This is a genomic window from Mesorhizobium sp. M7A.F.Ca.CA.003.01.2.1 (genome assembly GCF_003998945.1).
GTDB classification, from domain to species: domain Bacteria; phylum Pseudomonadota; class Alphaproteobacteria; order Rhizobiales; family Rhizobiaceae; genus Mesorhizobium; species Mesorhizobium ciceri.
This window is the reverse complement of the sequence record NZ_RZRA01000992.1, coordinates 1-1,985: the sequence shown is the minus strand read 5'-3', so window position 1 is coordinate 1,985 and position 1,985 is coordinate 1. Positions and strand designations below refer to the sequence as shown.

The following is a 1,985-nucleotide window of genomic DNA, read 5'->3' as shown; positions in this document are numbered from 1 at the left end:
GGTCGATCACCATCGATGGCCAGGATGTCGCCAAAGTTACGCAGAATTCGCTGCGCGCCAATATCGGCGTCGTCAGCCAGGACACGGCGCTGTTCCACCGTTCGCTGCGCGACAACATCAAGCTCGGCATGCCTGACGCGACCGATGCGGAGGTGATCGCGGCGGCGAAAAAGGCTGAGGCGCACGAGTTCATCCTGACCTTGCGCGACAACAGGGACCGCGCCGGCTACGAGGCGTTTGTCGGCGAGCGCGGCGTCAAGCTGTCGGGAGGCCAGCGCCAGCGCGTGGCGATCGCCCGCGTCTTCCTCAAGGATGCGCCGATCCTGATTCTCGATGAGGCGACCTCGGCACTCGATTCCGACATCGAGGCGGCGATCCAGGAGAATCTGACACGGCTGATGGAAAACAAGACGGTCATCGCCATCGCCCACCGGCTGTCGACGATCGCAGCACTCGATCGTCTGGTGGTGCTCGACGGCGGCCGCATTGTCGAGCAAGGCACGCATGACCAATTGGTGGCGCTCGACGGGCTCTATGCGCGGCTGTGGAAGCGGCAGTCCGGCGGTTTTCTCTATCACGAGGACAGCGTGCTCGAAGAGACGCGCCCGGCGGAGTAGCTCAATGGGTGGATCGACAGGCGCCATCCCAGAGGTCGGCTACGTGCTCAAGCGGTTTCGGCCGACCATGCCGGCCTTCGACACGCTGAAGGAAGAGAGCCGGCTGGAAGGCTACTGGATGCTGGTACGCCTTGCGGATGGCTGGGCAAGTGGCCGCAACAAGTTCCTGAAACGGGGGGAGGCGCTGTACGGAGCATGGTATGGAAGGGAACTCGCCGGCGTGTGCGGGTTGAACATCGATCCCTATTTCGAGGACAGGGGCCACGGCCGGGTCCGGCACCTGTTCGTCAGCGCGCGCCACCGTCGCGCCGGCCTTGGCCGGATGCTGGTCGAAACCGTTGTCGACAGGGCACGTCACCATTTCGCCATGCTGAACACCCGCGCGCCGCAAGAAGCTTTCCGTTTCTATGAACGGCTTGGCTTTCAGCGCGTGGCGGGCGAAGAGTTCGTCACACACCGCATGGTTTTCGGGAAAGGAGGCTGAAATGTCCTTGCGTCCGCCATCTCATCTTGCCGGCGCCTCGGCCGCCGAAGCCGCCTTCGACGCGCTCGGCCATGAAATATTGGCGGAAAAGGCGGCAGCACTCGGCCGCGCCGGCCAGCGGGTAGAGGAAACGCTGGCCAGGCTGCGCGACAATGCCGACGAGCAACTGCGCCCCCTTCTGCTCAAGGATGCCGCCGAGGCGGTGCATGGCTATTTCATCCAGCGCGAGCTGTGCGGCTTGCGCAAGCACGATGCCGTCATTCGTGAATACAACATCCCGAAAGCGGTGCTGGCCAGGCTCGGCGCGAAATAGGGATCACTCCAGCCATTCGGTGATGAAGCTGCCATTCTCGTGGATGTCGGTCGTTTCCAGCGGGCCTGGGCCGAGATTGGTGAATTTGTGCGGCGTATTGGGTGGCACGATCAGGATCTGGCCGGCGGATGCCTCGATTTCCTGGTCGCCGACAGTGAACAGGCCGGTGCCCTGGCGGATGATGAAGATCTCCGCGTAGGGATGTGTGTGCAGGCGCGGGCCGCCGCCGACATCAGGCAGATAGTTGAAGATCAGGCAGGAGTTGGAGCCGTAGGCGCCACATTGCAACTCGCCCTTCCAATGGTCCGAGCGAACGGCCCAGGTGTCGCGGTCTATGACGTGTGCCATGATGACAAGGATAGACCCGGCTGGGGCCTTGTGTCGAGCCGAACAAGGGCGTCGGATTTGCGGGTGTTTCCCGGTTGTTTAGTGATGGTTGGCGGCTATCCGGCGTCGTGTTGACCGGCGGCGGATTTTGTCCCCGCGACAATCTGCCCTTGTGCCTTCACCCGTCTGGACAAAAACGGGCTTCACGCATAAACCGAAGTCCAAATGCCGGAGGAATTCGCAA

4 protein-coding genes are annotated in these 1,985 nt (G+C 62.7%); 3 read left to right on the top strand and 1 reads right to left on the bottom strand.

Translation table 11 applies throughout. From position 1 onward, the window contains the following. The 3 genes from EN969_RS28735 to EN969_RS28725 all read left to right on the top strand — a co-directional run. Positions 1–617 (top strand): ATP-binding cassette domain-containing protein (locus EN969_RS28735; protein ID WP_127419609.1); only part of this gene is annotated, 617 nt, incomplete at its 5' end. Between the two features lie 4 nt (positions 618–621). Next, on the top strand, positions 622–1,101 hold the full coding sequence (locus EN969_RS28730) for a GNAT family N-acetyltransferase (protein ID WP_063168843.1): 480 nt from the start codon (positions 622–624) through the stop codon (positions 1,099–1,101). A 1-nt stretch (position 1,102) separates the two neighbouring features. Next, positions 1,103–1,414 carry a DUF6665 family protein gene (locus tag EN969_RS28725; protein WP_013529982.1) on the top strand — a complete coding sequence of 104 codons (312 nt, stop codon included), beginning with the start codon at positions 1,103–1,105 and terminating at the stop codon, positions 1,412–1,414. Positions 1,415–1,417: 3 nt separating this feature from the next. Here EN969_RS28725 and EN969_RS28720 read toward each other — a convergent pair whose 3' ends face one another. Continuing rightward, positions 1,418–1,762 carry a cupin domain-containing protein gene (locus EN969_RS28720; protein ID WP_013529983.1) on the bottom strand — a complete coding sequence of 115 codons (345 nt, stop codon included), beginning with the start codon at positions 1,760–1,762 and terminating at the stop codon, positions 1,418–1,420. Between the last annotated feature and the right edge of the window lie 223 nt (positions 1,763–1,985).

What these genes read in the sequence shown, in the direction of transcription:
- EN969_RS28725 (WP_013529982.1), top strand. Translation starts at nt 1,103, where the DNA reads ATGTCCTTGCGTCCGCCATCTCATCTTGCCGGCGCCTCGGCCGCCGAA.
- EN969_RS28720 (WP_013529983.1), bottom strand. Translation starts at nt 1,762, where the DNA reads ATGGCACACGTCATAGACCGCGACACCTGGGCCGTTCGCTCGGACCAT.
- EN969_RS28730 (WP_063168843.1), top strand. Translation starts at nt 622, where the DNA reads ATGGGTGGATCGACAGGCGCCATCCCAGAGGTCGGCTACGTGCTCAAG.